21 protein-coding genes are annotated in these 23,843 nt (G+C 69.2%); 11 read left to right on the top strand and 10 right to left on the bottom strand.

All coding sequences use genetic code 11. The annotated features are described in order from the left end of the window. Nucleotides 1-6 precede the first annotated feature (6 nt). The 10 genes from ACY5J6_RS08155 (at nucleotide 7) to ACY5J6_RS08110 (ending at nucleotide 7,749) form a co-directional block, all read left to right on the top strand. The gene (locus ACY5J6_RS08155; RefSeq protein WP_462844489.1) at nucleotides 7-519 is read left to right on the top strand and encodes a nitrate reductase molybdenum cofactor assembly chaperone; all 513 of its coding nucleotides are present in this window, start codon (nucleotides 7-9) and stop codon (nucleotides 517-519) included. A gap of 3 nt (nucleotides 520-522) precedes the next feature. Continuing rightward, a complete protein-coding gene (gene narI / locus ACY5J6_RS08150) occupies nucleotides 523-1,200 on the top strand; it encodes a respiratory nitrate reductase subunit gamma (RefSeq protein WP_462844488.1) in 678 nt (225 codons plus the stop codon). Nucleotides 1,201-1,203: 3 nt separating this feature from the next. Continuing rightward, entirely contained in the window at nucleotides 1,204-2,532 is a 1,329-nt protein-coding gene (locus tag ACY5J6_RS08145; protein ID WP_462844487.1) for an MFS transporter, read from the top strand. Beyond that, the gene (locus ACY5J6_RS08140; RefSeq protein ID WP_462844486.1) at nucleotides 2,529-3,860 is read left to right on the top strand and encodes an MFS transporter; all 1,332 of its coding nucleotides are present in this window, start codon (nucleotides 2,529-2,531) and stop codon (nucleotides 3,858-3,860) included. The genes ACY5J6_RS08145 and ACY5J6_RS08140 overlap by 4 nt, the downstream gene beginning before the upstream one ends. Before the next feature lie 96 nt (nucleotides 3,861-3,956). Next, nucleotides 3,957-4,175 carry a DUF2249 domain-containing protein gene (locus tag ACY5J6_RS08135; protein ID WP_462844485.1) on the top strand — a complete coding sequence of 73 codons (219 nt, stop codon included), beginning with the start codon at nucleotides 3,957-3,959 and terminating at the stop codon, nucleotides 4,173-4,175. Further along, nucleotides 4,148-4,963, top strand: coding sequence for a DUF2249 domain-containing protein (locus ACY5J6_RS08130; protein WP_462844484.1), 816 nt, complete (start codon nucleotides 4,148-4,150; stop codon nucleotides 4,961-4,963). The genes ACY5J6_RS08135 and ACY5J6_RS08130 overlap by 28 nt, the downstream gene beginning before the upstream one ends. After that, on the top strand, nucleotides 4,963-5,397 hold the full coding sequence (locus tag ACY5J6_RS08125; protein ID WP_462844483.1) for a hypothetical protein: 435 nt from the start codon (nucleotides 4,963-4,965) through the stop codon (nucleotides 5,395-5,397). The genes ACY5J6_RS08130 and ACY5J6_RS08125 overlap by 1 nt, the downstream gene beginning before the upstream one ends. A 2-nt stretch (nucleotides 5,398-5,399) precedes the next feature. After that, complete coding sequence (locus ACY5J6_RS08120; protein ID WP_462844482.1) at nucleotides 5,400-6,239, top strand: protoglobin domain-containing protein; 840 nt, start codon at nucleotides 5,400-5,402, stop codon at nucleotides 6,237-6,239. Between the two features lie 50 nt (nucleotides 6,240-6,289). Further along, the gene (locus ACY5J6_RS08115; protein WP_462844481.1) at nucleotides 6,290-7,441 is read left to right on the top strand and encodes a hypothetical protein; all 1,152 of its coding nucleotides are present in this window, start codon (nucleotides 6,290-6,292) and stop codon (nucleotides 7,439-7,441) included. Beyond that, a complete protein-coding gene (locus ACY5J6_RS08110; RefSeq protein ID WP_462844480.1) occupies nucleotides 7,438-7,749 on the top strand; it encodes a metal-sulfur cluster assembly factor in 312 nt (103 codons plus the stop codon). The genes ACY5J6_RS08115 and ACY5J6_RS08110 overlap by 4 nt, the downstream gene beginning before the upstream one ends. Here the strand turns inward: ACY5J6_RS08110 and ACY5J6_RS08105 are convergent. The 6 genes from ACY5J6_RS08105 to hemE all read right to left on the bottom strand — a co-directional run bounded on the left by ACY5J6_RS08105 (nucleotide 7,746) and on the right by hemE (nucleotide 19,058). After that, nucleotides 7,746-10,691, bottom strand: a complete 2,946-nt coding sequence (locus ACY5J6_RS08105; protein ID WP_462844479.1) for an HD domain-containing phosphohydrolase — start codon at nucleotides 10,689-10,691, stop codon at nucleotides 7,746-7,748. The two genes, ACY5J6_RS08110 and ACY5J6_RS08105, sit on opposite strands and share 4 nt — an antisense overlap. Nucleotides 10,692-10,698: 7 nt before the next feature. Next, entirely contained in the window at nucleotides 10,699-13,278 is a 2,580-nt protein-coding gene (locus tag ACY5J6_RS08100; RefSeq protein WP_462844478.1) for a bifunctional diguanylate cyclase/phosphodiesterase, read from the bottom strand. A gap of 170 nt (nucleotides 13,279-13,448) precedes the next feature. After that, nucleotides 13,449-15,689, bottom strand: a complete 2,241-nt coding sequence (locus ACY5J6_RS08095) for a sensor domain-containing diguanylate cyclase (RefSeq protein ID WP_462844477.1) — start codon at nucleotides 15,687-15,689, stop codon at nucleotides 13,449-13,451. Nucleotides 15,690-15,724: 35 nt separating this feature from the next. Then, on the bottom strand, nucleotides 15,725-17,080 hold the full coding sequence (gene hemG, locus ACY5J6_RS08090) for a protoporphyrinogen oxidase (protein ID WP_462844476.1): 1,356 nt from the start codon (nucleotides 17,078-17,080) through the stop codon (nucleotides 15,725-15,727). Then, entirely contained in the window at nucleotides 17,068-18,021 is a 954-nt protein-coding gene (gene hemH, locus ACY5J6_RS08085) for a ferrochelatase (protein ID WP_462844475.1), read from the bottom strand. Before hemH ends, hemG begins: the two co-directional genes overlap by 13 nt. After that, nucleotides 18,018-19,058 carry a uroporphyrinogen decarboxylase gene (gene hemE, locus ACY5J6_RS08080; RefSeq protein ID WP_462844474.1) on the bottom strand — a complete coding sequence of 347 codons (1,041 nt, stop codon included), beginning with the start codon at nucleotides 19,056-19,058 and terminating at the stop codon, nucleotides 18,018-18,020. Before hemE ends, hemH begins: the two co-directional genes overlap by 4 nt. On the opposite strand from hemE, the gene ACY5J6_RS08075 reads away from it, so the two are divergent. Beyond that, entirely contained in the window at nucleotides 19,057-19,965 is a 909-nt protein-coding gene (locus tag ACY5J6_RS08075) for a peptidylprolyl isomerase (RefSeq protein WP_462844473.1), read from the top strand. The two genes, hemE and ACY5J6_RS08075, sit on opposite strands and share 2 nt — an antisense overlap. Here the strand turns inward: ACY5J6_RS08075 and ACY5J6_RS08070 are convergent. Genes ACY5J6_RS08070 through ACY5J6_RS08055 form a run of 4 tightly spaced genes read right to left on the bottom strand, consistent with a single transcriptional unit; the run spans nucleotide 19,960 to nucleotide 23,711 of the window. Beyond that, nucleotides 19,960-20,808, bottom strand: a complete 849-nt coding sequence (locus tag ACY5J6_RS08070) for a nitrilase-related carbon-nitrogen hydrolase (RefSeq protein WP_462844472.1) — start codon at nucleotides 20,806-20,808, stop codon at nucleotides 19,960-19,962. The two genes, ACY5J6_RS08075 and ACY5J6_RS08070, sit on opposite strands and share 6 nt — an antisense overlap. A 9-nt stretch (nucleotides 20,809-20,817) precedes the next feature. Continuing rightward, a complete protein-coding gene (locus tag ACY5J6_RS08065) occupies nucleotides 20,818-21,564 on the bottom strand; it encodes a sulfite exporter TauE/SafE family protein (protein ID WP_462844471.1) in 747 nt (248 codons plus the stop codon). Further along, nucleotides 21,561-22,217, bottom strand: a complete 657-nt coding sequence (locus ACY5J6_RS08060; protein ID WP_462844470.1) for a rhodanese-like domain-containing protein — start codon at nucleotides 22,215-22,217, stop codon at nucleotides 21,561-21,563. The genes ACY5J6_RS08065 and ACY5J6_RS08060 overlap by 4 nt, the downstream gene beginning before the upstream one ends. 57 nt (nucleotides 22,218-22,274) lie before the next feature. Then, entirely contained in the window at nucleotides 22,275-23,711 is a 1,437-nt protein-coding gene (locus ACY5J6_RS08055; RefSeq protein ID WP_462844469.1) for a rhodanese-like domain-containing protein, read from the bottom strand. Between the last annotated feature and the right edge of the window lie 132 nt (nucleotides 23,712-23,843).

Here is a 23,843-nt window from a genome sequence, read left to right as displayed (position 1 = left end):
GGGACCATGGGAAACCCTGAGCTTTTGGAAACCCTGGCCCTGGCCCTCGCCTACCCCATGCCGGGCCACCTGGAGGAACTCTGGCGGCGCTGGATCGCCTGCCCCAGGGGTCCGGCCAAGCAGAGGCTGGAGCGCTTCCTGCGCCAGGTGGAGGACCTCTCCTTGGGGGAGTGGGAGGAGCTCTACACCCGCACCCTGGACCTCACCCCCACCACCGCGCCCTACGTGGGCTTCGCGGTGTACGGGGAGAGCTACCAGCGGGGGGAGCTTCTCGCCGCCTTGGTGCGGGCCTTCCGCGAGCTCGGGCTGGACCCGGGGAGCGAGCTTCCCGACCACCTGAGCAATGTCCTCCGCTACCTGGCCCGGGCGGAGGAGCCTCTGCCGGAGCTTGCGGAGATCCTTCCCCGGGCCCTTGCCGAGATGCACAAGACCCTCAAGACCCTGGACGCCAAGAACCCCTACCTCCTGGTCCTCGAGGCGGTCCAGGAGGCTTTGCAGGGGATAGCGGAAAGGAGGTGACGCATGAACTGGAACACCCTCTTCTTCGGCGTCTTCCCCTACATCGCCTTGACCCTGGCGGTGGCGGTGACCGCCTACCGCATGGTCTACAGGCCCTTCTCGGTCTCGGCCCAGTCCAGCCAGCTTTTGGAGCAGAAGCGCCTCTTCTTCGGCTCCACCGCCATGCACTGGGGCCTGGTGATCGTGCTTCTGGGCCACCTCTTGGCTCTCCTGGTGCCCAAGGGGCTCCTCCTTTGGAACGCCGTGCCCTTAAGGCTTTACCTCCTGGAGATCACCGGGCTCGGCCTTGGGCTTTGGGCCCTCTTCGGCACCTACATCCTCCTCGCCCGGCGCGTCTCCGTGGCCCGGGTGCGGGCGGCCTCCACCCCCATGGACTACCTGGTCCTGGTGGTGGTCTTCGTCTCGGCGCTCACCGGGGTCCTCACCGCGGTCCTCTACCGCTACGGGTCCTTCTGGTTCCCGGCGGTGATGACCCCCTACCTCTGGTCTGTCCTCACCCTGAACCCGAGGCCTGAGCTCCTCCAGGACCTTCCCTTCTGGACGAAGCTCCACGTCTTCAACTTCTGGCTCTTCCTGGCCCTTTTCCCCTTCTCCAGGCTCGTCCACATCATCACCGTGCCGCTTGGGTACGTGGCGCGGCCCTGGCAGATCGTCGTCTGGGTGCGCAAGCTTGCGAGGTGAACCATGACCCACGATCCCCTTCAGCTGCAAAAGGAGCGCCCTGACCGCATCCGGGTGCTCTGGCTTTCCACCCTCGCCTTTACCCTGATGTTCGCCGTGTGGCTGATGTTCGGGGTGTTGGGCGTACCCATCCGCAAGGAGTTCGGCCTCACGGACGTGCAGCTTTCCTGGATATCGGCCGTGGCCATCCTGAACGGGTCCCTGTGGCGGCTTCTCGCCGGGATCCTCGCGGACCGCTACGGGGGGCGCTTGGTCTTCACCCTCATGCTCTTCTTCACCGCCATCCCCGCCTACTTGGTCTCCCGGGCAGGAAGCTACGAGGAGCTCCTCCTTTACGCCTTCCTGGTGGGCTTCGCCGGCAACAGCTTCAGCGTGGGCATCGCCTGGAACTCCGCCTGGTTTCCCAAGGAGCAGCAGGGCTTCGCCCTAGGGGTCTTCGGGGCGGGCAACGTGGGGGCCAGCGTCACCAAGTTCATCGGACCGGCCCTCATCACCAGCGTCCCTGCTGCTGGGTACCTAGGCGGGCTCATCCCGGGGGGGTGGCGCTTCATCCCCTTCCTCTACGCCGTTCTTCTTGTCCTTATGGGCTTCGTCCTCTGGTTCGGCACCCCTCGGCAGGACAAGCGCCCGGGCCAGGGGAGGCCCTTCCTGGAGATGCTAGGGCCCCTCCGCTACGTGCGGGTCTGGCGCTTCAGCCTCTACTACGTGGTGGTCTTTGGGGCGTACGTGGCCCTCTCCGCCTGGCTTCCCAAGTACTACGTGGACGTCTTTGGCCTTCCCCTGCACGAGGCGGCCCTCCTCACGGCGCTCTTCATCTTCCCGGCGAGCCTTTTGCGCCCGGTGGGCGGGTACCTCTCCGACCGCTTGGGGGCCCGGCGGGTGATGTACTGGACCTTCGGCATCATCCTTCTGGCCTCGGGCGTCCTGATGATGCCCGAGGGGCACATCGTCCTCTACACCAAGGCGGGGACCAAGGAGATCATGCGTTTCACCATGAACGTCTGGCTCTTCACCGCCTTGGTGTTCCTTATCGGCGTGGGGATGGGTATCGGCAAGGCGGCCGTCTACAAGCACATCCCCACCTACTTCCCCAAGGACGTGGGGGCGGTGGGTGGGCTTGTGGGGATGCTGGGGGCCCTGGGCGGCTTCTTCCTCCCGCCCCTCTTCGCCTACGCCCAGGCCTGGACCGGTCTTCCCCAGATGACCTTCTTCGTCCTCTTTGTTCTGACACTTCTCGCCTTCCTCTGGATGCACCTCACGGTGCTAAAGCTTCTCCAAGCGGAGGCCCAGCACCTGAGGAACGAGTTTGAGCTGAAAGGAGACCCCAAATGACCCGCATTAAAGCCACCGAGTGGCTTCCCGAGTGGAACCCTGAAGACCCCAAGCGCTGGGACCCGGCCCTGGCCTGGCGCACCCTCTGGATCACCACCTTTAACCTCACCCTGGCCTTCATCACCTGGTACGTGGTGAGCGCCCTGGTGGTGCGCCTGCCCAAGGCGGGGTTTGATTTGAACACCACGCAACTCTTTTGGCTGACGGCCATGCCCGGCCTGGCCGGGGGTACCTTACGCATCGTCTGGACCTTTCTGCCCCCCATCCTGGGCACCCGCCGGCTGGTAACCTTCTCCACCCTGCTCCTCCTTGTTCCCCTCCTGGGCTGGGGCTTTGCCGTGCAGAACCCCGGGACCCCCTATGGGGTGCTCCTCCTCCTGGCCTTTTTGGCCGGCATCGGCGGGGGTAACTTCTCCGGCTTCATGCCCTCCACCAGCTACTTCTTCCCCAAGCGCCTCCAGGGGACGGCTTTGGGCTTGCAGGCGGGCATCGGTAACTTTGGCGTTTCCATCGTGCAGTTTGTGACCCCATGGATCGTCGGCTTCGCCCTCTTCGGCTCCCTCCTGGGCGGGCCGCAGACCTTCACCCCCAAGCCCGGGGTGTCCCAGCCCATCTGGCTGCAGAACGCCACCTTGGTCTGGGTGCCCCTCGTCTTGTTGGGCGCCCTCCTCGCCTGGGTCTACCTCCGAAGCGTGCCCATCCGGGCCAACTTTCGCGAGCAGCTGGACATCTTCCGGGACAAGCACACCTGGATCATGACCAGCCTGTACATCATGACCTTCGGATCGTTCTCGGGCTTCTCCGCCATCTTCCCCCTCTTGATCCGCGAGGTCTACGGGGAGTTTGAGGGGGCTCCTGACCCCTTGCGGTACGCCTTCCTGGGGCCCTTGGTGGGTTCCTTGGCCCGGGTGGTAGCCGGCCCCTTCGCCGACCGCTTGGGCGGGGCGGTGGTCACCCAGGTTTCGGCCCTCGGCATCTTTTTCTCCGCCCTCCTCGTCACCCTCTTCACCCGGCCTACTTCCCTGGAGCAATTTCCGATGTTCCTGGTGGCCATGCTCCTGGTCTTCTTCTTCAGCGGCGTGGGAAACGCCAGCACCTTCAAGCAGATGCCCATGATCTTCCCGCCCCGGCAGGCGGGGGGGGTCATCGGTTGGACGGCGGCCGTGGCCGCCTACGGGCCCTTCCTCTTCTCCACCCTGGCCGCCTACACCCAGCGGGCCACGGGGGGGTTTACCGCCTTCTTCTACGGCCTCATGGTTTTCTACGCCCTTAATCTCTTCCTGAACTGGTACTACTACGCCCGCAAGGGGGCAGAGAAGCCCTGCTGAGCTGAGAAAGCCCCCGGGTGGGAAGGTCCGCCCGGGGGCTATCCTTGACCCAGGTCATGGCCTTCCCGCTCGAGGCCCTGGGAAACTGGGGGCGCTATGGAGCTGGACGTGCGCGCGATCCCCCCGAGGGAAAGACACCCCAAGATCTTCGGCGTCTTTGACGCCCTGGCCCCCGGCGAGAGCTTCGTCCTCGTCAACGACCACGACCCCAAGCCCCTCTACTACCAGCTTTTGGCCGAGCGCCCGGGGCAGGTGGACTGGACCTACCTTGAGGAGGGCCCGGAGGTATGGCGGGTGCGGATCGGGAAGAGGTAGTCCGCCCCGAGATGAAGGTGGCGGAGGTCCTAAGGCGCTGGCCCCACCTCCTCGAGGTCTTGGTGGCGGCGAGCCCCGCCTTCCAGAAGCTCAAGAACCCCCTCCTCCGCCGCACCATGCCCAACCTCGTCACCGTGGCCCAGGCGGCGAGGATCGGGGGGCTCACCCCGGAAGAGCTCGTGGCGCGCCTCAACCGGGCCTTAGGGGTGGAGGCCAGGCCCCCCCTGGCGGGGGCGGAGGAGAGCCTCCTCGGCACCCCGCCCCCTCCCTGGCTTTCCGCCCCCGTGGACTTCCACCTGGACGTGCGGCCCATCCTGGAAGGAGGCGGGGAGCCCTTCCAGAACATCATGGCCGCCGCCAAGGAGGTGAAGCCGGGGGAGAGGCTCGTGCTGGAGGTGCTCTTTGAGCCCGTCCCCCTCTACCGGGTCCTGGCCAAGCAGGGCTTTCTCGCCTGGTGCGAGAAGGTGGGGGAGAGGCACTACCGGGCCCACTTCTACCGCCAAGGGGCAGGGGAAAGGGAAGGACCCACACGGCGGGCCTCCCTCACCGAGGCCGACTGGGAGGACTTCCAGGCCGAGGTCTTTATTGAGGAAAACCTGGAGCCCCCCCTCCCCATGATGCGGGTCCTCGAGGCCCTGGCCGCCCTCAAGCCGGGGGAGAAGCTCCTCGTCCACCACGTGCGCCGGCCCGTCCACCTCCTCGCCCGCCTGGAGGAGGAGGGGCTCGCCTACGCCCTCAAGGACCTGGGCCCCGGGCGGGTGGAGATCCTCATCCGCAAGGGGGGCTGATGGGGTTTTGGCACTACCTCTTCGTGCGGGCGGCCCTCCTTTACCTGGTCTACACCGCCCTCCTCGGCACCCTCTTCTACCTCTTCCCCTCCCTGGCGGGGCCTTTCCGCCCAAGCCACGTCCACGCCGGGCTTGTGGGCTTCTTCCTGCAGATGGTCATGGGGGTGGCCTACTGGATGATGCCGAGGCCCGGGGGATTAAGGCAGGACCGCCTCGAGGCCCTCACCTTCTTCCTGCTGAACGCGGGGCTTCTTTTGCGGCTCCTTCTGGAGCCCCTTTACCTGATGGGGCGGGAGGGGCTTCGCCCCTGGCTTGGGCTTTCCGGGGGGCTTCAGCTCGCCGCCGCCCTGGTCTTCGCCCACGCCATGACGCGGCGGGTGGTCACGGCGGATATGCTGAGGAAAATGCGCGAGGAGCGGGAAAGGAGGGGTTAGCGGTGGAAGCGGTGTTGGCCGAGGAAACCCTGGTGCTGGACCTCCCTCCCTTGCCCGAGGAGGTCTTCCGGGACCTCCTCGCCTTCGGGGGCCTCCGGGAAGAGGACAAGCGGGCCATGCGCCTGGACGCGGAGCGGCTCCTTGCGGGGGCGGCTTCCTTCGTGGCCCAGGTCTACGACCACCTGAGCCGCCACCCTGGGACGGCCAAGGCCCTGGGCTGGGAGGGGCGGGTGCCCGAGGAGGAGCTTTACCTGAGGCGGGCCTTTTTCTCCGCCTGGCTCGCCCGCACCCTCGGCGTGGACACCTCGGCGGAGTTCGCCCGGGAGGTCTACCGGGCGGGGCTCTGGCACGGGGGGCTCGGGCCCAAGCGGGCCCACATCCCCCCGGAGTACGTGGGCCTTTCCTTCGCCATGGTGGGGCGGTACGTGGCGGAACGGGTGCGGGATGCCCGCCCCTGGCTCGTCTACCTCTCCGCCCAGGAGGAGGTGATGCGCAAGGGCTTTGACGCCGCCCTCGCCCTGCAGGAGGGGAGGGCCGAGGTGCGCTTCCAGGCCTTGGGCCTGGCCTACCCGGCCCAGCCCGAGCCCCTCCCCTTGCGGGCGGAAAGCGTGGGGGAGGCCTTGGGGAAGGTCTTCGCCGTGAACCTGGCCCTTAGGGACCTGGCCCTGGAGGCCGTTCCTTCCGAGGAAGAGGTGGGGCTATGGCTGGAGCCCAAGACCCTTTACCGCCTGAAGCCCCGCTGGGCCGTGCTCCTCGAGGGCCGGGACGTCCGCTACCTTCAGGGCCTCGCCACCCCCCTAAGGCCAGGAGACCGCCTCACCCTCCTCCCCCCGGGGCGCTAGCCATGACCCAGGTCATGGCGATTCCCGAGCGTTTTCCTCAGGATTAGGCCGTGATCGTCACGGCCCAGAACCGCACGATCCCCTTAAGCCTCCCCGCGGGCTTTTTCTTCCTGGGGGAGGCCTTCTTCTTGGCCTTCGCCCTCCTCTTCGCCCTCCACCCGGAGGCCCTTGCGTTTCCCCGGCATCCCCTGGGCCTGGCCATGGCCCACCTCTTCCTCCTGGGCTTCGGCGTGGGGGTGCTTTTGGGGGCCATGCACCAGCTGGTGCCCGTGGTCCTGGAAACTCCCCTTTACCGCCAGGAGTGGGGCTATCCCGTGATGCTCCTTTGGGCTTCGGGGGTGGCCCTCCTCGCCCTGGGCTTCGCCCAGGCCCCGGCCCTCGTCCCCTGGGGTGGGGCCTTGGCCCTTTTAGCCCTTTCCCTCTTTGCCCTCCACATGCTCCTCACCTTCCTAAAGGCCCCCCGCTGGAACCGGGTAGCCACCAGCTTGGCCTGGGTGGTCTTCTACCTGGTCCTCACCCCCCTCCTCGGCCTCTTCCAGGCCCTTTCCCAGCGCTACGGCTTCTACGACCCGGAAAGGCTTACCTGGCACCTCCTCGCCGGCCTCGGCGGCATCTTCCTCCTTTCCATCGTGGGGGTGGGGTACAAGCTGGTCTCCATGTTCACCCTCACCCACGGGGTGGACGAGAGCGCCCTGGGGCTTTTCCTCTGGGCCGCCAACCTGGGGTTTTTGGGGCTCGCCTTCGGGGAGGGGCTCGGCTACCTCCTGCTCCTCCTCGCCTACGGCCTCGCCCTCTACGACGCCCGCCGCATCTTGAGGAACCGGATGAAGCGGGCTTTGGACATCGGGGTGCGGCACTACCTGGCGGGGCTTTTCTTCCTCGGCCTCGCCCTTCTGGCTTTGCCCTTCCATCCCGTGGCCGCCGCCCTTTGGTTCGCCCTGGGCTTCGTGGGCCTCGTGGTGACGGGGATGCTCTACAAGGTCCTGCCCTTCCTGGTCTGGACCCACTGCTACGCCAAGCGGGCGGGCAAGGAGAAGGTGCCCCTCCTCAAGGAGATGCTCCCCGAGGGGGCGGGCTATTTGGCGGGGGGGCTTTTGGCCTTCGGGGCGCTACTTTCCCCCTGGTTTCCCTGGGCGGCCTGGGCCTACGCCCTGGGCGCCCTCCCCCACCTTTACGCCCTTTGGGAGGTGATGCGGCGATGACGGCGAGAAACCCGCTGGAGGAGCAGGCTTGGGCGCTTTTGGAGGCGGTCTACGACCCGGAGCTGGGCCTGGACGTGGTCAACCTGGGCCTGATCTACGACCTTTGGGTGGAGCCCCCCCGGGCCTACGTGCGCATGACCCTCACCACCCCGGGCTGCCCCTTGCACGACAGCATGGGGGATGCGGTCAGGCAGGCCCTTTCCCGGCTTCCCGGGGTGGAGGAGGTGGAGGTGGAGGTCACCTTTGAGCCCCCTTGGACCTCGGCGCGGCTTTCCGAGAAGGCCCGGAGGCTTCTGGGCTGGGCTTAGAGGGGTTCCTCCATAAGCCTGAGGAAGGCCGCCACCACCTCGGGATCGAACTGCTTGCCCGCCTGTTCCTGAATGTAGGCCAGGGCCTTCTCCCTGGACCAGGCCTTGCGGTAGGGCCGGTCCGAGGTGAGGGCGTCGTACACGTCCACCACGGCAAAGATGCGGGCGGAGAGGGGGATCTCCAGGCCCCTTAGCCTCCTCGGGTAGCCCGAGCCGTCCCAGCGCTCGTGGTGGCAGTAGGGGATCTCCAGGGCCTTTTTCAGGTAAGGGATCCCGGAAAGCCACTCGTAGGCGTAGACGGGGTGTAGCCTCATCGCCGCCCACTCCTCCTCCGTGAGGGGGCCGGGCTTGAGGAGGATGGCGTCGGGGATGGCGATCTTGCCCACGTCGTGGAGGATGGCCCCGCGCCTTAGGTGTTCCAGGTCCTCCTCCGGCACCCCCAGGGCCTTCGCCAGGCGCAGGGTGAGGTCCGTGACCCGCTCGGTGTGCCCCGCTGTCTCCTGGTCCCTTAGCTCCACCGCCTTGGCCCAGCCCCAGAGGGTGAGGTCGTAGGCGGCCTCCAGCTCCCGCTGGCTCTTCTGCAGGGCCTGGAAGGTGAGGGCGTTGTCCAAGGCGATGGCGCTCTGCCCGGCCAGGGCCTCGAGGAAGGCCTCCTCCTCCGGGGAGAGGTCCCAGGGCCTGCGGGTGAAGAGGGCGAGCACCCCCAGAAGCCGCCCCTTGGCGAAGAGGGGGTAGGCCCGTTCCGAGACCAGGCCCTCCTGCCGGGTGAACTCGGGGTGGGTCCCGGGGTCTTGGGTCAGGTCGGGGACGTGCACCGCCTCACCCAGGAGGGCGGCCCGGCCCACGTGCCCCTGGCCCAGGAGGAGCTCTTGGGGAAGTTCCCCCTTGGGCCGGAGAAAGCCCCGGCTGGCAGTGAGGCGCAGGGTTTGGCCACGGGGCTCGTAGAGGAAGAAGGCGGCGGCGTCCAGGGGAAGGCGCAGCACGTGGCTCAGGAAGACCTCCAGGGTGAGCCCCAGGTTCAAGGAGGCGGCGATGGCTTGGTCTATGGCCCGGAGGGCCTCCAGGTGCTCGAGCCTTTGGGCCAGCTTCTGCCTCAGACTCGCCCGGCGCACGGCGTTCCCAATGGTCTCGGCGATGAGCTGGGCCCGCTCCACCTCCTTGGGGGTGGGGGTGTGGGGGTGGGGCCAGGCCAGGGTGAGGGCCCCCACGGGGTCGGTGCCGGCCAGGAGGGGGATCACCGCCCCGCTCCAGCCCTCGGGGACCAGGGGGCGGGCCCCCGGCCGGACCCGGGGGTCATGCCTCAGGTCCGGGCTCACCACCACCTCGCCGCGGAAGGCCCGGGCCACGAGCCCCTCCCCTTCCAGGGTCTTGGGGGTGGGGATCTCCTTGAGCCAGCCCTGGCTCGCCGCCTCCTCCAGGCGGCCCGTGTCCGGGTCGTAGAGGAGGATGCTCCCCACCGGGGCCTCCATGGCCGCCAGGGCAGCCTGGAGGGCGTGCTCCATCATCGCCCTCAGGTCCTCGCTTTGCCTTAGGGCCACGGAGACCCGGGCAAAGGCCTCCAGGGAGAGCTCCTTTTCCCGGGCCTCGGTGACGTCCACCCCCACCCCCAGGATGGCGGGCTTTCCCCCAAGCTCCGTGCGGGCGGCGGAGTAGTCCAGCCAGCGCACCTCCCCCTCCTTGGTGAGGACGCGGAAGGTGTAGCGGGCCGGGGGGTTTTCCCCTTGGAGGCGGGCCAGGCCCCGGGCCCGCACCTTTTCCCGGTCTTGGGGGTGGACGAACTCCCAGATGGGCCTGGCCGCAAGCTCTTCCGGGGTGTAGCCGAGAAGCGCCGTGGCCGCTTGGTTGACGAAGGTGAGCCGGGCGCTTTGGGGGTCCTTGGGGTCCTCCATCTGCCAGAGGAGGATGAGGGCGGGGGCGGTCTCCGCCAGGGTGCGGAAGCGGGCCTCGGACTCCCTTAGGGTCCGCTCCCGGGTTACTTCCTGGCTCACGTCGTAGGTGTAGCCCGTGAGGAGCCGGGTTTTGGGGTCGTAGACCAGGGTGTCCCGGAGCCAGACGTAGGCCCCCTTTTTCCCGTGGAGGAAGCGGTAGGTGCAGGTTTGGACCTTCCCGGGCTCGGCCACGGCCTGGCGCACCGCCTCCTCCACCCTGGAGCGGTCCTCGGGGTGGACCTGGGTGAAGTAGAAGGCGGGGTCCTCTAAGAGGGCCTCGGCGGGGTAGCCCAGGAGGGCTTCCGCCTGGCGAGGGGCGGCGTAGAGGAGGGGGGCGTAGGCGGGGTCCTGGCCCTCCTCCGCCTGTGCCTGGAAGACCGTGCCCGGAAGGGCTTCCAAAACGCTTTTCAGCCGGGCCCGCTCCCTCTCCAACTCCGTTTCGTCCCGCACGTTTAAGACGATGGCCTCCACCGCCTCGTCCTGGAGGAGGTTCCGCCCCCAGACCCGCACCGCCCGCACCTGCCCCCATGCGTCCAGGAGGCGCAGGCGGTACTCCCGGGTGGCCCCGGGGTGGCGGAGGAGGTCCTCCAGGGCGGCCTCGGCGTAGGGGCGGTCCTCGGGGTGGACGTAGTCCAGGGCGAAAAGGGGCTCGCGGGTGTAGCCCAGGGGGTCGTAGCCCAGGACCTGGTCCACGTTGGGGGAGGCGTAGAGCATCCGGCCCTGGGCGTCCAGGAGGTAGATGAGCTCCCGGCTGTTCTCCACCAGGGCGCGGAAGCGCCTTTGCAAGGACTCCAGCGTCTTTCGCCGCGCGCCCTCGGCCAGCTCTTCCCTGCGGTTAAGGAAATAGACCAGGAGGCTGGAGAGAAGGACGAAGGAAAGCCCCTTCCCCGTCTGCCACCGGGTGAGGGTCTCGGGATCGGGAACGAGGAGAAGGAGAAGCCGGTCGCTCACCAGCACCCAGGCCAAAGCGAAGAGAGCGTAGGCCAGGGTGATCTTCCAGGCGCCTGGGCGCACTTCCCCATTATAGGGCGGCGGGCCGGCCCAGGAGATAGCCCTGCCCCAGGGGGAAGCCCAGCTCCTTCAGGTAGGCCAGGACAGCCTCGTTCTCTATGCCCTCGGCCACCGCCTGCAGGCCCAGGGCCCGGGCCAGGGCCAAGACGGCGGCCACCAGCCGGGCGGCGGGGCCTTGGGGGTCCGGGGGGCTTCCCAGGGCCTGGGTGAAGGCCTGGCCCAGCTTCAGCCCGTCCACGGGAAGGCGGGCCAGGCGCTCCAGGCTGGAATAGCCGCTCCCGAAGTCGTCCAGGAAGACCCGCACGCCGATCCCCCTCAGGATGCGAAGGCTTTCGCTGGCGTCCCGCCCCCGCTCATCGGGGGCCAGGCTGGTTTCCGTGACCTCCAGCACCAGCCTCTCCGGGGGAAGGTCCGCCTCCTCCAGCAGGGAGGCCACCTGGGCGGGGTAGCCGGGGTGGAGGAGCTCCTGGGGGCTCACGTTCACGTGGACGGGAAGGTCGTGGCGGTGGGCCTCGGCCAGGGCCCGGCGCAACACAAAGGCCCCGAGCTCGGGCATCAAGCGGTGCCGCTCCGCCAGGGGGATGAACTCCGCGGGCGGGGCGAGGCGCCAGCGCAGGAGGGCCTCCAGGGCCACCCTCCGGCCGCTTTGCAGGTCCACGATGGGCTGGTAGGCCAGGTACAGGCCCCTGCCCCCCTCCAGGTCCTCCCGCAGGGCCTCCAGGAGGGCCATCTCCCGCTTTAGGGCCTCCTGCAGGGCTTCCTCGTAGAAGGCCAGGCGGTTCTTGCCCTCGCCCTTGGCCCGGTAGAGGGCCAGGTCCGCCCGCTTCAGGAGCTCTCCCGGGGAAAGCCCCGCTTCCCCCAGGGCGATGCCCAAAGACGTGGTGAGGTGGTAAACCCTGGGGCCCAGGGGCATGGGGAGGCGCACCACCTCTAAAAGCCTTTCCGCCACCTGCACCGCCTCCTCGGGCTCCTTGAGGCCGGTGAGGAGGACCAGGAACTCGTCCCCTCCCTGGCGGGCCACCAGGTCCCGGGGGCGGAGGGCGGCGCGAAGCCTTGCGGCCACGGTGCGGATCACTTCGTCCCCGGCGGCATGGCCGTCCAGGTCGTTGACCAGCTTGAGCCCGTCCAGGTCCAGGTAGAGCACGGCCAGCCGGAAAGGGTCCTCCTGCAGGGCCTGGGCCAGCTTCTCCAGAAAGAAGAGGCGGTTGGGCAGGCCGGTGAGGAGGTCGTGGTAGGCCAGGTGGGCCAGCCGACCCTCCAGCTCCATCCTCCTCAAGAGGAGCCCGAGCTGGCTGGCGAAGGCCTGGGCCAGCTCCAGGTCCAGGGGGGTGAAGGCGTCCTCCCGCTCAAAGTTGTCCAGGTACAAGAAGGCCTTCCGCTCCCCGGCCAGGTAGACCGGCACCGAGAGGATGGCCCGGATCTCCCGCGTGCGGCCCGCCCCCTCCATGACCCGGCGCCTTTCGGGGTCCAGCCTTTGGTTAAAGCGCTCCAGGTCCCTCCAGGTGAAGACCTGGGCCTCCTGGTGCCCGGTGAGGGAGAGGGGTTCCAGGGGGTGGAGGCGGACCTGGCGGAGGGCCTCGAGGTCGTAGCCCCGGGCGGCCACGAAGTGGTAGTAGCCGTCCTCCTTGAGCACGGTGACGCTTCCCGCCTGGGCGCTGGGGATGGTGTCTAAGGCGGCCTCGAGGACCAGGCCGAAGACGGACTCGGAAAGCCCCTCGGCCATGAGGGTCTGGTAGACCCTGAGGAGGTTCTGCCGGAAGGCCTCGTGGCGGGCCTGACGCACCCGGGCCTCCTGGCGCTCCCGCTCGTCCACGCCCAGGGCCAAAACCTCCAGGACCTCGCCCCCGGGACCGGGCACGGCCAAGAGGGTCCAGCCCGTGCCCGGGGTGCTGGCGGTGAGGGGGCGGCCCGGGCGGTCCAGGGCTTCCGCAAGGGGCAGGGAAGGGGGCTTGGGGAAGGCCCTATGCCAGGCGGGGTTGGCCCATAGGAGTTGGCCCCGAGGGTCCAGCCGGGCCAGGTAGAAGGGGGAGAGGGCGAGGAGGCGCTCCAGCCGGCGGTGGCGCTCAAAGAGGCCCAGGGCGCGGGCCAAGGCCTCGGCCGCCACCCGGAGCAGGGCCTCCTCCTCCGCAACGAAGCTCCGCTCCCTCAGGCAGTCGTCCACCCCCAGGAAGCCCCAGAGAGCCTCGTCCACGAACACGGGCACCACCAGGAGGCTTTGGATCCCCTGGGCTTCCAGGAGGGGGCGCTCGGCTTCGGGGAAGGTGCGCACGGGGCCGCCCACCGTCCGGCCTTCCTGGAAGGCCCGGAGCCAGCGGCCGTAGCCCGCCTCCACCACGGGCAGCTTCTGGAGGGCGGGGTTCTGGAGCTGGGGGGTGGTGTCCGGGCCCGCCCACTCGGAAAGCTGGGAAGTGTACCAGGTTCCCTCCCGCTCCTCCAGGCGGAAAAGGTAGGCGCGGTGGGCCTTTAGGGCCTCTCCCAGGAAGCGGAGGGCCTCGGGGAGGCCCTGGAGGCCCCGCCGCAGGAGGGGCAGGAGGGCCTGGGCGAAGGCTGAGCTTGGCCACCCGTCCATAGCGAGGACCCTGTAAAGCATACACCCAAGGGCTCTGAAAACGGCCCGGGTCATGCCCTTTCGGCCTGGAAACGGGTTCCTTGGCTAAGTACCCCACCGCGGCGAAAGCCGCGGTGGGGGCCCCAAAAGGGCCTCCTCCCGCCCTAGTTCGGGTACCTCGCATTGCGAAGCCAACGTGCGGGCGCTTAGCTTCATGCCTGTACGCTAAGCCCCTGGGCCTTGGCCTGGTACATGCGGGTGTCGGCGGCGGAGAGGAGGGCGTCGGTGGTGGTTCCGTCCTCGGGGAAGGAGGCCAGGCCGATGTTCACCCCCAGGCAGAGGCCGTCAAAGCAGAGCTTGCCGATGGCCTCGGCGTAGCGGAAGGCCGCCTTGGTGGCCCCTTCCTTCCCCGTGTGAGGGAAGAGGGCGGCAAACTCGTCCCCGCCCCAGCGGAAGACCCGGTCCCCGTTCCGCCTTTCCCGGGAAAGGGCCTCGGCCACCTTGATGAGGGCCAGGTCCCCCACGGCGTGGCCCAGCCGGTCGTTCACCTGCTTGAAGCCTTTGAGGTCCATCACCGCCACGGAGAGGGGGTAGCCGTAGCGTTCCGCCCGCTTGAGCTCCTCCAGGAAGGCCCGCTCAAAGGCCCGGCGGTTGGGGAGGCCCGTGAGGGGGTCGGTGAGGGCGGCCTCCTCTAAGAGCTTCCGCGTGCGGGTTTCGTGGAGGAGGGTGGCGAGGGGGGCGGCGAAGAAGCGGGCGGCCCTCAAGGAGTCCTCCCCGAAGGCCTGGGGGTCGTGGAGGTTGTCCAGGTTGAGGTAGGCCAGGACCTCCCCCTTGTAGGGGACGGGCAGGCAGAGGTTGGCCCGGATCTCCGTGGCCCTTCCCGCTTGGTCTATGACCTCCGGGGGTGCGGTCTGGTGGCTGATCTCGGCGATGGGGCGCTCCTCCACGCTCATGAGCCGGGGCTCGCCCCTCTTTGCCCGCTCCTCGGGGTGGCCGTACCAGAGGAGCATGCCCTCGGGGGTGAAGACGACGGCCTGAAGCCCTTCCAGGTCGTACCCCACCGCCGCCCGGAAGCGGTAGGCCCCCTCCTCCAGCACCAGGAGGCTTCCCGCCTCGGCCCCGGGGACTTGGCGGATGGCCTCCTCTAAGACCTCCTGGTACAGCTCCCCAGGGGGCTTTTCCAGAAGCTCCAGGAAGAGGCGGTTGACCCCTTGGTGCCGTTCCGTCTCCTGGAGGCGCTCCAGGCCCAAGCCCAGGGTGCGGGAGGCCAAGAGGAGAAGCTCCACCTCGCTTTTGCGCCAAAGCCTTTCCTCCCTCTGCCCGAGGACCAAGACCCGGCGGATCCTTTTAGCGCCCAAAGAGGGCACGGGAGCCGCTGCGAAGGTCCGCCAGCCTAGGGCCTTAAGGGCGGGCACCACCCGGGTTTCCTCGGCGTAGCGGGCGGTGAAGAAGGGGCTTCCCGTCTCGTAGACCTGCCAGGCGAGGCCTACGCCGTAAGGGAGCCCCTCCTCCAGGACCTTGCGGAGGGAGGGGTCTTCCACGCCGTGGGCGGCGAGGCTCACCATGCGGGCGCCCCGGGCCTCCCATAAGGCGCCGGCCTCGAGGCCCAGCACCTCCACCAGGAGGGCCAGGGCCTTTTCCGCCGCCTGGGCCAGGGTGGGGGCGCTTTGGAGCCTTGCGGAAAGCTCCGCCTGGAGCCGCCTTTCCTGGAGGTCCGCCAGCCGGTCCAGCTGCAGGCTCACCGCCTGGGCAAAGCGCTCCAGGCCCTCCACCTCCTCGGGGAGGAAGGGGCGGTCCTTTTCTAGGTCCAAGACGGCCACCACCTCCCCCCGCTCCAGGAGGGGAAGGGAGAGCTCGCTTCGGGTGGTGAGGCCGGGGATGCCGATGTAGGCGGGCTCCTTGCGCACGTCGGGCACGTGCACGGGACGGCCCTCCCGGAAGGCCCGCCCGATGACCCCCGTGTCGGCCACCTCCTCCAAGGGCAGGGGAGGGACGCTGGCCAGGAGGCGGAAGCCTCGGCCCGTGGGAACCCAGACCCCCACCTGGCCCCCTTGGCCCAGGAGGGCGAGGCGCTCGGGGAGGCTTCGCAGGAGGGCTCCCCGGTCCTCGGCCTGGGGGAGGGCCTCCAGGGCCTCGGCCAAAAGGCGCTGGGCCCGGGCCAGGGTTTTGGCCCGGCGGTGGGCCCGGCGAAGGCTTTCCCCCAGCTGGTGGGCGAGGAGGGCCGAGAGGAGGAGGAGGGCCAAGGTCATGGGGTCAAACCCGGGGAAGAGGGCGAGGATAAGGAGGGAGAGGGCGGAGAGGAGAAGCCCGTAGCCCAGGCCGTAGGCGCTGGCCACGATGGCCACGGCGATCATGAACCAGGGGAGGGCGTAGGGGTCCGGATAGCCCTGAAGCCCCACCCAAAGCCCCAGGAGGAAGGCGCCTGCGGCCACGGCGAGGTAGGGCAGACCCATATTTGCGCCACTTTACCCCATAAAGGGGCGGGGCGCTAGGGGGTCTTGGCCAGGGCCAGGTAGGCCAGGGCCCTTTCCGCGGCCTGCCTCCCGGAGCGCACCACCTCGGGGAGGCCCACCCCCATCAGGTAGTTCCCCGCCAGGAAAACCCCCGGGGCTTTGAGGAGGGCCATCTCCAGGCGTTCCACCCGCTCCAGGTGGCCCACCCGGTAGCTGGGCATCCCCTCGGGGAAGCGGAAGACAAAGGTCTGGTCCGGCCGCACCTCCTGGCCCAGGAAGTGCCTCAGGTCCTCCAGGGCCAGGCGGGCCAGTTCGGCCTCGGAAAGCCGCGCCACCTCCCCCGAGAGGTAGGCCCGCACCAGGCCCATGCCCTCGGGGGCCCTTCCCGGCCACTTCTGGTGGGTCCAGGTGAAGCCCCGCACCCGGTACCCCTCCCCCTGGGCGATGAGGAGGCCGTGCCCCGCCACCGGCAACGCCTCCTTAAAGGCCAGGGTCACCGTGGCCGCCGGGACGTGGGGGATGCCCTTGAGGAGGGCCGTGGCCTCGGGGAGAAAGGGCCTCAGGAGGCCCGCCGTCTGGGGGGCGGGGGTGGCCAGGACCACGGCCTCGGCCTCCAAGGCCCCCTTGGGGGTGTGGAGGCGGAAACGGCCTCCCAGGGGCTCCAGCCCCAGGACCGGGGTGGCCAGGAGGACCCTCTCCCCCAGGGCCTCGGCCATCCTTTGGGTGAGGCTTCCCAGGCCCTCCGGGAAGGAGAAGAAGAGGCTTCCCCCTTCCCGGCTTCCCCGCCCCTTGCGGGCGCGCAGGGCTCCCAGGAGGAGGCTCCGGTGCCTTCTTTCCAGTTCCCGAAGCTGGGGGAAGGCGGCCTTCATGGAGAGCTCGTCGGGCTCCCCCCCGTAGATCCCCCCCGCCAGGGGGGCCACCAGGGCCTGGTAGACCTCGAGGCCGAGCCGCCTCTCCACGAACTCCTTCAGGGCCTCGTCGTCCTTGGCCCCCCGGGGAAGGAGGAGGTCCAGGAGGGCCCGGAGCTTTCCCGGGAAGGAGAGGAGGGGGGTCTTGGCCAGGGCGCGGAGGTCCCCGGGAACCACCTGGAAAAGCCCCTCGGGCAAAGGGTGCGCCTTGCCCTTCCGCAGGACGTAGGCGGAGGGCCTTTGGGGCAGGGTGCCGATGGGTTCCAGGCCGAAAGCCTGGGCCAGCTCCAGCACCTCCTTCTTGTAGCGCACGCTGGCGTCGGGGCCCCCTTCCACCAGGAAGCCCCCCTGCCGCGCCGTGCGCACCTTGCCCCCCAGGCGGAAGGTGGCCTCCAGGAGGAGGAAGTCCGCCCCCGCCTCCTTGAGGGCAAAGGCGGCGGAAAGCCCCGCCCACCCGCCCCCCACCACGGCTACCTCAGCCACGCGGCCTCCACCAGTTCCTTGAGAACCTGGATATAGTCCAGGTCCGCGTTCAGGCTCCGGGCCCTAAGAAGCCTCAGGCCCACCTCCTTCGCCGTGGCCTGGGCCTCGAGGTCCAGGTCGTAGAAGACCTCCAGGTGGTCGGCGGGGAAGCCCACCGCCTGGACCACCGCCTCCTCAACGCCCTCCTCCCCGAGGGCCCTAAGGAGCTCGTTGACGTCGGGGCCGAGCCAGGGCTCGGGGGTGCGGCCCGCGGACTGGTAGGCCACGTGAAAGCGGGGGAGGGAGAGCTTTTGGGCGATGAGCTCCGCCGTCCTCTCCACCTGCCTGGGGTAGGGGTCCCCCTTCTCCACGGCGGAGAGGGGGATGGAGTGGGCGGTGAAGACGTAGGCCGCCCGCTTGGGGTCCTTGAGCCGCCAGATGGCCTCCTCCAGCCTCCTGGCGTAGGCGGCGATGAGGCCGGGGTGGGCCTCGTAGCTTTCCACCCAGAGGAAGTCTATGGGCTCGGGGAGGGCCTTGAGGGCGGCCTCCACCTTCTCGCGGTACTCGGCCACGCTCCTTAAGGAGTAGTGGGGGGCGGCCACGATGGCCACCGCCCGCTTGACCCCGTCCTCGTGCATGGCGGCCACCGCTTCCCCGAGGGTGGGGTGCCAGTGCTTGGTGCCCACGTAGACCCGGGCCGGGCCCTGGGGGACACGGGGGGGGAAGGGCCCCGGGAGGCGCTTGGGGTAGGGGGGGGCCTCGAGGTTCAGGAGGGCCTGGAGGCGCATGGCCTGGGCCAGGGTGATCTCGTTCAGGGGGCTTTTGCCGATGGCGGCGTAGCGCTCGGAAAGCTCCCGCAGAAGCTCCTCCGGGGGGCGTTTGCCCCGGCGGATGTCCGTGTAGTAGGGCCCGATCTCCTCGGGGGCGTAGGGGGTGCCGTAGGCCATGAGAAGGACGTTCATGGGGAAACCTCCTTCACGAGTTCTACCACGTAGCGCACGTTTTCCTCTGGGGTCTTGGGCAGGATCCCGTGCCCCAGGTTGAAGATGTGCCCGGGCCGCCCGCCGTTTTCCTCCAAAATCCTCCGCACCTCCCGCCTTATGACCTCCTTGGGGGCGAAGAGGACCGCCGGGTCCAGGTTCCCCTGCACGGGCGTCCTCCCCAGGACCTCCCGGGCCCAGGGGAGGGGGGTGTGGTGGTCCAGGCCCAGGACCTCCCCCCCGGCCTCCCCCATCTCCTGGAGAAGCCCCATGGTTCCCACCCCGAAGTGGATGACGGGCACCCCGAGGGGCCCTAGGGCCTGGAAGAGCCTCTCCATGTGGGGCTTCACGTAGCGGCGGTAGTCGGCGGGGGAGAGGACCCCCACCCAGGAATCGAAGACCTGGAGGAGGTCGGCCCCCGCCTCGGCCTGGGCCCGGAGGTAGCGGGCCATGGCCTCGGCGAGCTTCCCCATGAGGCGGTGCCACAGGGCCTCTTCCCGGTACATCAAGGCCTTCACCTCGAGGAAGTGGCGGCTTGGCCCCCCCTCCACCAGGTAGCTCGCCAGGGTGAAGGGGGCTCCGGCGAAGCCGATGAGGGGGACCCTGAGCTCCCGCTTGAGGATGCGAAGGGTCTCCAGCACGAAGGGCACCGCCTCCTCGGGCTCGATGGCCCTCAGGGCTTCCACGCCTTCTTTGTCCCGGATGGGGCGGTGGATCACGGGCCCCTTGCCCTCCACCAGGTCCAGGTCCACCCCCATGCCGTAGAGGGGGGTGGTGATGTCGGCGAAGAGGATGGCGGCGTCCACCCCGAGCTCCTCCACCGGGCTTAGGGTCACCTGGGCGGCGAGCTCGGGGTTCCTGACGATCTCGGGCAGGGTGTGGCGCTCCCGGACCTTCCGGTAGGAGCGCTGGTAGCGGCCCGCCTGGCGCATGAACCAGACGGGGGGTCTTTGGGTGGGTTCGCCCCTGGCCGCCCGGAGGATAAGGTCGTTCACGCCCCCTATGCTAGCATGGGGCATGCGCGCTTTCTTTTTGGCCCTGGCCTTGGGTCTCGCCCTCGCCCAGGAAGACCCCGTGGTGGCCCAGGTGGGGGAGGAGGCCCTCACCCAGAGCCAGTTTGCCCTTCGCTTCGGGCTTTTCGCCCAAAGCGCCCTGAGGCAGCTGGGCCTGCCCGACACCCCGGAAACCCAGGCCCTTCTGGCCCAGTACCGCCTCCCCTACCTGCAGGCCCTGGCGGAGGAGAGGGCGCTTTTGCAGGTGGCTCGGGCTCAGGGCTTCTTTCCCCTGCCGGACAGCGTGGAGGCCCGGCTGGAGGCGCTTAAGCGGGCCTTTCCCGAGGAGGGGGCCTTGGAGGGGGCTCTGAAGGAGGCCGGGGTGCCGGACCTCCCCACCTACCGCACCCTCCTCGCCGAGGCCCTGGCCCTCGAGGCCCTGGAGGGCCACTACCGGGAGCGGCTGAGGGTCGCGCCCGCCGCCCTCAAGGCCCTCTGGCTCCTCTCCCCCGAGTACCGCCACGGGGCCCTCTACTGCGCCCGGCACATCCTGCTCCCCACCCTGGAGGAGGCCAAGGAGGCCTTGGCCCGCCTGGAGGGGGGAGAGGCCTTCCCCGAGGTGGCCCGGGCCCTTTCCCAGGACCCGGGCTCCAAGGAGGCCGGGGGGGACCTGGGGTGTGAGCCCGTGGACACCTACCTCCCGGCCTTTGCCAGCGCCCTTCTCGCCTTGAAGCCCGGGGAGGTCTCCCCGCCCGTGAGGACCGAGTACGGCTTCCACCTTATCCTCTTGGAGAGGGTGGTCCCCCCGGGCCGCTACTCCCTGGAGGAGGTGGCGGAGGACCTGAGGGCCCGGGTTCAGGACCTGGCCTGGGAGAGGCTCGCCAAGGCCCTGATCCGCAAGGTCCCCATCCGGCTCTTCCCCGAGCGGCTATAGGGTGAGGAGGAGGGCCTCGTCCCCCGTGGGCCTTTGGGCCAGGAGGAGGGCCTCTTTCGGGGCGTAGATGCCGCTTCGCCCCTCAAAGGAAAGCCCCAGGACCTTCCCGTTCAGCATGGGGTTCAGGAGGAACCGGAGGTTCTCCCGGCCCCAAAGCCTGTCTTTCGCCGAGGCCAGCCAGACCTCCCCCTCCTTGCGGGAGGGGTCCTGGGGCCAGGGGCGGTCCCAGGGGGCGGGGTTGGCGGAAGGCTGCAGGAGGATTTCCGCCCCCAGGGCGTCCAGCCGGGAGAGGTGCCTTTCAAAAAACCCGTCCAGGCAGATCAGGACCCCCACCCGCCCGGCCCGGGTCTCCACCAGGTGGGGGCCGAAGCTTCCCCCCTTGAGCCAGCGCTCGGGAGGGGTGAGGGCCATCTTGGGCACCTGGGCCAGGAGGCGGCCCTCGGGGTTAAAAAAGAGGGCCAGGTTCTGGAAAAAGGGCGTGCGGCTGAACCGCCCCCGGGCGAGCTCCTCCTCATAAGGCGGGGAGAGGAGGGAGCCCGAAAGGAGGTAGGCCCCAAAGGCCCGGGCGGCCTCGGCCATGACCCGGTGGAAGACCCCGTAGGCCCGCCTGGCCCGCCGCCAGGGGAGGAGGGGATCCCTGAGGAGGTCCCTCCAGGAAACCTCCCCCTCCAGGTGGAGGAGGAGGGGGAGGCCGAAGAGCTCGGGAAAGGCGGCAAGCCTGGGGGAGGGGGTGCCCTCCAAGGGTTTCAGGAGGGCGAAGACCCGCTCCCGGAAGGCTTCCTCCGAGCGGTAGGCCCCAGGAAGGACCTCCGCCTGGAGGGCTAGGAGGGTGCGGAAGGGCACCCCCTCAGTCTATAGGCTCTGGGCCACGATGTAGGCCCCCATGGCCACCAGGAAGAGGGCGAAGCCCCGCTTCAGGCCCTCCTGGGGCAGGGCCACGGCCAGCCTCCCCCCGAAGAAGCTCCCCAGGGTCCCCACCAAGAGGAAGAGCCCCGCCACCTGGTAGTTCACCGAGAGGCCCAGGGCGGGGAGGAGGTGGAGGTACTTGTAGAAGCCGGCGAAGGACTTGAGGGCGATGATGAGGAGGCTCGTCCCCACCGCCAGGTGCATGGGAAGCCCCCCCAGGAGGACCAGGGCGGGCACGATGAGGAAGCCCCCCCCCACCCCCACGAACCCCGTGAGGGCACCCACGGAAAGGCCCTCCAGGACGATCTTCCAGGGCTTACGCTTCCCCGGCTTGGGGCGCAAGGGGGTGGGCCTGGCCATGAAGTAGGCGGCGAGGAGCATGACCAGGGCGAAGGTGAGGAGCTGCACCTGCCCGGAGGCGAACTGGGAAAGCCAGGCCCCGAGGTAGGTGCCCGCCATGCCGGGTAGGCCGAAGAAGAGGACGTTCCTCCAGTCCACGAGCCCCCTCAGGGCGTAGGGGATCGCCCCCAGGAGGGCGATCCCCCCCACGATGAGCAGGCTTTCGGCGATGGCCTGCTTGGGGGGTTCCCCCAGGAGGTAGACGAGGACGGGCACGGTGAGGATGGACCCCCCCGAGCCCAAAAGCCCCAGGGAGAGGCCGATGAGGAGGGCGCCGAGGAGGGCCAGGGTCATCGCTCCACCGGGAGCCCCGCTCCCATCCAGGCGTAGGTGCCGCCCTCGAGGTTGTAGACCCTTTCCCCGTCAAACCCCTGGGCCACCAGGAACTCCGCCGCCACGCCCGAGCGGTTCCCCGAGTTGCACACCAGGAGGATGGGCCTGTCCTTGGGAAGCTCGGAAAGCCTTTGGGGCAGGGTGGAGAGGGGGATGTTCACGGCGCCCGGGACGTGGCCCTCCCCGTACTCCCACGCCTCCCGCACGTCCACCACCAGGGCCTCCTGCAAAAGCTTCGCCGCCTCGTGGGGCCCCACCTCCCTAAAGGGCGTGGCGGCGTAGCCCACCTCCACGGGGGTGGTGTCCACGGGAAGCCCCGCCCGGTACCAGCGGACGATGCCGCCCTCGAGGTTGTACACCCGGTACCCCTGGGCGCCAAGCCAGGCCGCCGCCTGCCAGGAGCGGTTGCCCGTGCGGCAGTAGAGGACCACGGGGGTGTCCTTGGGGATCTCCCCGTGGCGGGCCATGAACTCGGAGAGGGGGAGGAGCCGGGCCCCGGGGATCCGGGCCTGGGCGTACTCCTCCACCTCGCGCACGTCAAAGAAGGGCACCCCTTGGTCGTAAAGCCGCTTGGCCTCTTCGGGGGAAAGTTCTTGCACCTGGGTCTCGTACATGGAAAACCTCCTTGGGGTTTGGGCGACCCACCCCGGCCTAGGCCGGGGTGGGCTCGCTTAGACCTGCACCAGTTCCTCGCCCTGCACCACGGGGAAGCCCGCCTCCCGCCAGGCCTTGATCCCCCCGGTGAGGTTCAGGGCGTTTCTAAAACCGTGGGCCAGGAGGGCGCTGATGGCGGTGCTGGAACGGTCCCCGCCCACACAGTGGACGATGAGGGGCCTGTCCTTGGGGAGCCGGTCCAGGTGGGCGAGGACGCGGCCCGCGTGGATGTTTTGGGCCCCGGGGATGTGCCCCGCGAGATACTCGTCCCGCCCGCGCACGTCCAGGACGAAGGCCTTCCCCTTCTCCCAGAGCTCCTTGGCCTCCTTGGCGGTGACCTGGGGGACGGTTTCCAGCTCCCCTTGGGCGTAGCCCTCCAGCCCCGGGATGTACCCCACCACCTCGTCCAGGCCGATGCGGACGAGGGCCCGGGTGAGGGCCTCCACCTCCTCGGGTCGGGCGAGGAGGACGAGGGGGCGGTCGTAGGGGAGGAGCCAGCCCGCCCAGGTGGAGAAGTTCTTCCCCGCGGGGATGTTGATGCTCCCCGGGATGTGCCCGCCGGCGAAGGCGAACTTGTCCCGGGTGTCCACGAGGATGGCCCCCTCCCTCAGCCAGCGCTCAAACTGGGCCGGGGTGAGGCGGCCCGGGTGGGGAAGGCCGCCCAGGATGGCCATCCCGTCCCGGTTCAGCCGCTTCATCTCCTTGAAGTAGGTGGGGGCCTCGGGCTGGCCCTGGAGGAGAGCCTTCACGAACCCCTCCTCGTCGTCCCTCTCCAGGTACTCCGCCCACCAGGCGTGGCGGCGCTCGTAGCCCACGGTGGTGGCGGGAAGGGCCCCCAAGGCCTTGCCGCAGGCGGAGCCCGCCCCGTGGCCGGGCCAGACCTGGACGTGGTCGGGAAGGGTCAGGAACTTCTCCTTGAGGCTACGGAACATCCGCCTGGCCCCCGGGATGGCCGTGCCCTTGATCCCCGCCGCCTCCTCCAGGAGGTCCGGCCGGCCCACGTCCCCCACGAAGACGAAGTCCCCGGTGAGGAAAAGAAGGGGCTCGTCCGTCACCGCCCCGTCCGCCACCAGGAAGGAGAGGTGCTCGGGGGTGTGGCCCGGGGTGTGGACCGCCCGGACGCGGATGTTCCCTACCCTGAACTCGTCCCCGTCCTTGAGGAGGACGTGGGGGAAGCCCTCCAGGCCCTTGTACTTCCAGTTCTCGTCCCCCTCGTCGGAGAGGTACAGGGTGGCCCCCGTGGCCCGGGCGAGCTCCCTCGCCCCCGAGAGGTAGTCGGCGTGGATGTGGGTCTCGGCGATGGCGGTGATGCGCAGGCCCAAGGACTGGGCGAGCTCCAAGTACACGTCCACGTCCCGCCTGGGGTCCACCACCAAGGCTTCCCCGGTGGCGGCGCAACCCAGAAGGTAGCTCATCTGGGCGAGCCCTTCTTCGTAGATCTGGCGAAAGACCATAGCTTACCTCCCTGGATGGGACCTTTGTCCCTACGGCCCCAATATACCCCATGGGGGTACTGGGTGTCAACTGCCCTGAAGCTTCCCAGCCCCCTGTACGTTTGCGGCCACCCCTGCTATAGTGTTTGAAGG

The sequence above is a fragment of the Thermus sp. H19.2 genome (assembly GCF_054979525.1).
This window is presented reverse-complemented; position numbering and strand designations above follow the sequence as displayed.